At 66.7% G+C, this 5,675-nt stretch carries 5 protein-coding genes; 4 read left to right on the top strand and 1 reads right to left on the bottom strand.

The window, feature by feature from the left end:
* Positions 1-137: 137 nt before the first annotated feature.
* On the bottom strand, positions 138-1,103 hold the full coding sequence (locus VFL64_RS06395; RefSeq protein WP_489539544.1) for a LysR substrate-binding domain-containing protein: 966 nt from the start codon (positions 1,101-1,103) through the stop codon (positions 138-140).
* A gap of 220 nt (positions 1,104-1,323) precedes the next feature.
* Between VFL64_RS06395 and VFL64_RS06390 the strand changes: the two genes are divergently transcribed.
* The 4 genes from VFL64_RS06390 to VFL64_RS06375 all read left to right on the top strand — a co-directional run.
* Positions 1,324-2,763, top strand: coding sequence for an aldehyde dehydrogenase family protein (locus tag VFL64_RS06390; protein WP_489539543.1), 1,440 nt, complete (start codon positions 1,324-1,326; stop codon positions 2,761-2,763).
* Positions 2,764-2,841: 78 nt separating this feature from the next.
* On the top strand, positions 2,842-3,798 hold the full coding sequence (locus tag VFL64_RS06385; protein ID WP_489539542.1) for an ABC transporter substrate-binding protein: 957 nt from the start codon (positions 2,842-2,844) through the stop codon (positions 3,796-3,798).
* A gap of 98 nt (positions 3,799-3,896) precedes the next feature.
* Positions 3,897-4,967 (top strand): multiple monosaccharide ABC transporter substrate-binding protein, encoded by a 1,071-nt coding sequence (gene chvE / locus VFL64_RS06380; protein ID WP_489539541.1) that lies wholly within the window; start codon positions 3,897-3,899, stop codon positions 4,965-4,967.
* A gap of 62 nt (positions 4,968-5,029) precedes the next feature.
* A partial coding sequence (locus VFL64_RS06375) for an ATP-binding cassette domain-containing protein (protein ID WP_489539540.1) occupies positions 5,030-5,675 on the top strand: 646 nt, incomplete at its 3' end.

The raw sequence follows: 5,675 nt of genomic DNA, 5'->3' as shown, positions 1-5,675 counted from the left end.
CTGGGCATGACTGTTGGCCCCCCAGTCGCTCCCGCTCCTGCCCCCAAGGGGCGCCACCCGGCGGCCCGGCAGAGCCGGTTCCGCGGGTGTTGCTTGATGGGCGCGTCGCTCCGCTCGCGCTTCTCGCTTCTCTCTCGTCAGTCGGCGGTAACGTCGAATTTCCTGCCGTAGATCGACAGGCTGGAAGTCTTGAGGGCCTTCATCATCACCTTGGCCGCTGGCGACAGCAGCCGGTCGGTGCGGGTGATGATGCCGAAGTCGTCCATGTGGCAGGGCATCTCCAGCGGCAGCACGGCCACGATGCCGTGCGAGGCGTAGTAGCGCGCCACGTCGGCGCCGATCACGGCCAGCATGTCGCTCTGCTGCAGCATGCGCGTCATGAACAGCAGCGCCGCCGTCTCCACCATGTTGATGGGCGGGGCCAGGCCTTCTTCCTGGAACATCAGCTCGAAGCGGTGGCGCAGCACGCTGCCGGCCGGCGGCACGATCCAGCCGGCGCCCACCACGTCGCGCAAGGTGAGGCCCGCCATGCCCAGCAGCGGGTGGCCGGGCCGCACCACCGCGCACACCGGCTCGGACGCCAGGCGCTCGTAGCGGATCTGCGACTTGTCGTGCCGCTCGAACAGGCGTGCCACCAGGATGTCGAGCTTGCCCTGCGCCAGGCGCTCCATCAGCACGTCGCTGGTGTCGATCTCCAGCATCACGCGCAGCGTGGGCTGCTCCTGCTTGACCAGCGCCACCGCTGGCGGCAGCAGCATCAAGCCGGTGGAGGTGATCGCCCCCACCCCCACCTGGCCGAAGCGGCCGGCCTTGAGCGCGGTGAGCTCCTCGTTCGCCTCGTTCAGGCTGGCCAGGGCCACGCGGGCGTGGCGGATCATGGTCTCGCCGTACCAGGTGGGCTGCATGCCGCGCGGCAGGCGCTCGAAGAGCGGCACCTCCAGCACGTCTTCCAGGTCCTTGAGCAGCTTGGACGCGGCCGGCTGCGTCATGTTCAGCACCTGGGCCGCCCGGTGCAGGTTGCCCTCTTCGGCCAGCACCACCAAGAGCAGCAGCTGACGGGTCTTGAGACGGGCGCGGATGAACCAGTGGCTGTACGAGGGCATGGGGTTTTCCAGGAATTCGCTACTGATATCAATTGTGTCGAAATTTCGATTGGATTGATATCCAAACTGTTCCTAGACTTGCGGCCTCATCAACCCCCGGTTGCCTAATGAAATCAGCTGCGTCGAACCATTCCGCGAGGGCCGAGCGCCGGGCCGCTCCCAAGCCGGCCCGCATCCCCTCGGGGGATCGGCCACGGTACTCCGTGGACGAGGGGCAGACATGACTCCTTTGAATGCGCGGCATTTCATCAATGGCCGCTGGGAGACGGGCGTCACCACCGGCAACAGCGAGAACCCGTCGGACACGCGCGAAGTGGTCGCCACCCACGCCCGCGCCGACCGCGCCCAGACCGAGCTGGCCATTCGCGCCGCGGCCGATGCCTTCGGCGCCTGGAGCCAGAGCACGCCGCAGCGCCGCGCCGACGCGCTGGACCAGATCGGCAGCGAGATCCTGGCCCGCAAGGAAGAGCTGGGCACCCTGCTGGCGCGCGAAGAGGGCAAGACCCTGCCCGAGGCCATCGGCGAAGCCGCGCGCGCCGGCAACATCTTCAAGTTCTTCGCCGGCGAGGCCCTGCGCACCGGCGGCGAGTTGCTGCCTTCCGTGCGCCCTGGCGTGGGCGTCGAGATCACCCGCGAGCCGCTGGGCGTGGTCGGGCTGATCGCGCCGTGGAACTTCCCGCTTGCCATCCCCGCCTGGAAGATCGCACCCGCCCTGGCCTACGGCAACGCCGTGGTGTTCAAGCCGGCGGAGCTGGTGCCGGCCTGCGGCTGGGCGCTGGCCGAAATCATCAGCCGCGCCGGCCTGCCGGCAGGTGCCTTCAATCTGGTCATGGGCAGCGGCCGCGAGGTCGGCCAAACGCTGGTCGACAGCCCGCTGGTCGACGCCATCAGCTTCACCGGCTCGGTGCCCACCGGCGAGCGCATCCTGCAATCCACCGCCGCGCGCCGCGCCAAGGTGCAGCTGGAGATGGGTGGCAAGAACCCGCTGGTGGTGCTGGCCGATGCCGACCTCGACCAGGCGATCGAGTGCGCCGTCAACGGCGCCTACTTCTCCACCGGCCAGCGCTGCACGGCCTCGAGCCGGCTGATCGTCGAGGCCTCCATCCACGACGCCTTCGTGTCGCGCCTGCGCCAGCGCCTGCAGGGCCTGAAGGTCGGCAACGCGATGGAGCGCGGCATCGACATCGGCCCGGTGGTCGACGCCAACCAGCTGGAGCAAGACCTCTCCTACGTCCAGATCGCGCGCGAGGAAGGCGCCGAGCACATCTGGGGCGGCGAACGCCTGGAGCTCGCGGCGCCGGGCTACTACATGAGCCCCGCGCTCTTCCTCGCCAAGCCCGAGCACCGCGTGGCGCGCGAAGAGATCTTCGGCCCCGTGGCCTGTGTGCTGCGCGCCGACAACTATGAGCACGCGCTGGCGCTGGCCAACGACACGCCCTTCGGCCTGTGCGCGGGCATCTGCACCACCTCGCTCAAGCACGCAACGCATTTCAAGCGCCATGCCCAGGTCGGCATGGTGATGGTCAACCTGCCGACCGCCGGGGTCGACTTCCACGTGCCCTTCGGCGGGCGCAAGGGGTCGAGCCACGGCCCGCGCGAGCAGGGCCGCCATGCCGCCGAGTTCTACACCACCGTGAAGACCGCCTACACGATGGCCTGAAACGCCGCGGCCTCGTGGCCGCATCTGTTTGTTCGTTTGGCGCACCCGCGCATATCCCACCAAAAAGAGGAGACACACATGAGACTGACGAAACGTAGCCTGCTGGCCACCGTGGCCCTGCTGGCTGTCCTGCCGATGAGCGCCATGGCGCAGAAGAAGATCGTCCTTGGCTTCAGCCAGGTCGGCGCCGAGAGCGAATGGCGCACCGCCAACACCGAGTCGATCAAGTCGGCCGCCAAGGAGGCCGGCATCGAGCTCAAGTTCTCCGACGCGCAGCAGAAGCAGGAGAACCAGATCAAGGCGATCCGCTCCTTCATCGCACAGAAGGTCGACGTGATCGCCTTCTCGCCGGTGGTCGAGTCGGGCTGGGAGACGGTGCTGCAGGAAGCCAAGGCCGCCAAGATCCCGGTGCTGCTGACCGACCGCTCGGTCAACGTGAAGGACGACTCGCTGTACGTCTCGTTCATGGGCTCCGACTTCACCGAAGAAGGCCGCAAGGCCGGCCGCTGGCTGCTCGAGAAGATGAAGGGCACGAGCGGCGACGTGAACATCGTCGAGCTGCAAGGCACCGTCGGCTCGGCGCCCGCCATCGACCGCAAGAAGGGCTTCGAGGAGATCATCAAGGCCGACCCGCGCTTCAAGATCATCCGCTCGCAGACCGGTGACTTCACCCGCGCCAAGGGCAAGGAAGTGATGGAAGCCTTCCTGAAGGCCGAGGGCAAGAAGATCAACGTGCTCTACGCGCACAACGACGACATGGCCATCGGCGCCATCCAGGCGATCGAAGAAGCCGGCATGAAGCCCGCGAAGGACATCACCATCATCTCGATCGACGCCGTGAAGGGCGCCTTCGAAGCCATGATGGCCGGCAAGCTCAACGTGAGCGTCGAATGCAGCCCGCTGCTCGGGCCGCAGCTGATGAGCGCCGTGAAGGACCTCAAGGCCGGCAAGACGCTGCCCAAGCGCATCGTCACCGAGGAAGGCATCTTCCCGATGGAAGTGGCCGCCAAGGAATTCCCGAAGCGCAAGTACTGATCCAGCAGGCCACAACGCCCACTGGTCCCTGGGCCGTGGCCCTGGCGCTCACCCGCGCCGTGGCTGCGGCCTGACCCACAAGAACCGGAGACACCCTCATGAAGCGCACCTTCCTCAAGTCGATGCTCGCCATCGCCGCCGTCACGCTCGCCGGCGCCGCACCCTGGGCCCAGGCCCAGGACAAGGGCCTGATCGCGATCTCGATGCCCACCAAGTCGTCGGCACGCTGGATCGACGACGGCTCCAACATGGTCAAGTACTTCAAGGAGAAGGGCTACAAGACCGACCTGCAGTACGCCGACGACGACATCCCCAACCAGCTCGCGCAGATCGAGAACATGGTGACCAAGGGCGCCAAGGTGCTGGTCATCGCCGCCATCGACGGCACCACCCTGTCCGACGTGCTGCAGAAGGCCGCTGACAAGGGCGTGAAGGTCATCGCCTACGACCGCCTCATCAAGGGCTCGAAGAACGTCGACTACTACGCCACCTTCGACAACTTCCAGGTCGGCGTGCTGCAGGCGCAGTCGATCGAGAGCTCGCTCAAGCTGAAGGAAGGCAAGGGCCCGTACAACATCGAGCTGTTCGGCGGCTCGCCCGACGACAACAACGCCTTCTTCTTCTACGACGGCGCGATGTCGGTGCTCAACCCGTACATCAAGAGCGGCAAGCTGGTGGTGCGCAGCAAGCAGATGGGCATGGACAAGGTCGGCACCCTGCGCTGGGACGGCGCCGTCGCCCAGGCCCGCATGGACAACCTGCTGAGCGCGAACTACACCAACGCCCGTGTCGACGCCGTGCTGTCGCCGTACGACGGCCTGTCGATCGGCATCCTGTCCTCGCTCAAGGGCGTGGGCTACGGCACGCCGAAGCAGCCCTTCCCGGTGGTGACCGGCCAGGACGCCGAGGTGCCGTCGATCAAGTCCATGCTGCGCGGCGAGCAGACCTCCACCATCTTCAAGGACACGCGCGAGCTGGCCAAGGTGACGGTGGGCATGGTCGACGCGCTGCTCTCCGGCAAGAAGCCCGAGGTCAACGACACCAAGACCTACAACAACGGCGTGAAGGTGGTTCCTTCGTACCTGTTGAAGCCGGTCAGCGTGGACATCAGCAACTGGAAGAAGGTGCTGATCGACGGCGGCTACTACAAGGAATCGCAGGTCAAGTGACCCACGGCGTTCGCGTGCCGCCGCGTGCGGCACGCGTTCCCCTGGCAGAGACAAAGCAGTACATGACCTCGCAGCAGAGTACCGCCGGCAACACGGCCGGCGCGCCCCTCCTGGAGATGCGCAGCATCAGCAAGGCCTTCCACGGCGTGAAGGCGCTGGACCGCGTCGACCTCACGGTGCACGCCGGCGAGATCCACGCGCTGGTGGGCGAGAACGGCGCCGGCAAGTCGACGCTGATGAAGATCCTGAGCGGCGTCTACACGGTCGACGAGAGCGCGGGCGAGATCCTCTTCGAAGGCACGCCGCGCCGCTTCAAGGGCATCGCCGACAGCGAGGCCCTGGGCATCATCATCATCCACCAGGAGCTGGCGCTGGTGCCGCTGCTGTCGATCGCGGAGAACATCTTCCTCGGCAACGAGATCGCGCACGGCGGCGTGATCGACTGGTTCGCCGCCTATGCCAAGACGCGCGAGCTCCTGGCCAAGGTGGGCCTGAAGGAGTCGCCCACCACGCTCGTCACCCACCTGGGCGTGGGCAAGCAGCAGATGGTGGAGATCGCCAAGGCGCTGTCCAAGCAGGTCAAGCTCTTGATCCTCGACGAGCCGACCGCCAGCCTGAACGAGAGCGACAGCGACGCGCTGCTCGAGCTGCTGCTGGAGCTCAAGGCGCAGGGCGTGACCTCCATCCTCATCTCGCACAAGCTCAACG

Source organism: Rhizobacter sp. (assembly GCF_035702065.1).
Classification (GTDB): Bacteria; Pseudomonadota; Gammaproteobacteria; order Burkholderiales; family Burkholderiaceae_C; genus Rhizobacter.
Note: the sequence above shows the minus strand (reverse complement) of the source record. Positions and strands in the feature narration are given on the sequence as shown.

Coding starts and splice junctions, on each gene's coding strand:
- VFL64_RS06395 (WP_489539544.1), bottom strand. CDS start 1,103: ATGCCCTCGTACAGCCACTGGTTCATCCGCGCCCGTCTCAAGACCCGT.
- chvE (WP_489539541.1), top strand. CDS start 3,897: ATGAAGCGCACCTTCCTCAAGTCGATGCTCGCCATCGCCGCCGTCACG.
- VFL64_RS06385 (WP_489539542.1), top strand. CDS start 2,842: ATGAGACTGACGAAACGTAGCCTGCTGGCCACCGTGGCCCTGCTGGCT.
- VFL64_RS06390 (WP_489539543.1), top strand. CDS start 1,324: ATGACTCCTTTGAATGCGCGGCATTTCATCAATGGCCGCTGGGAGACG.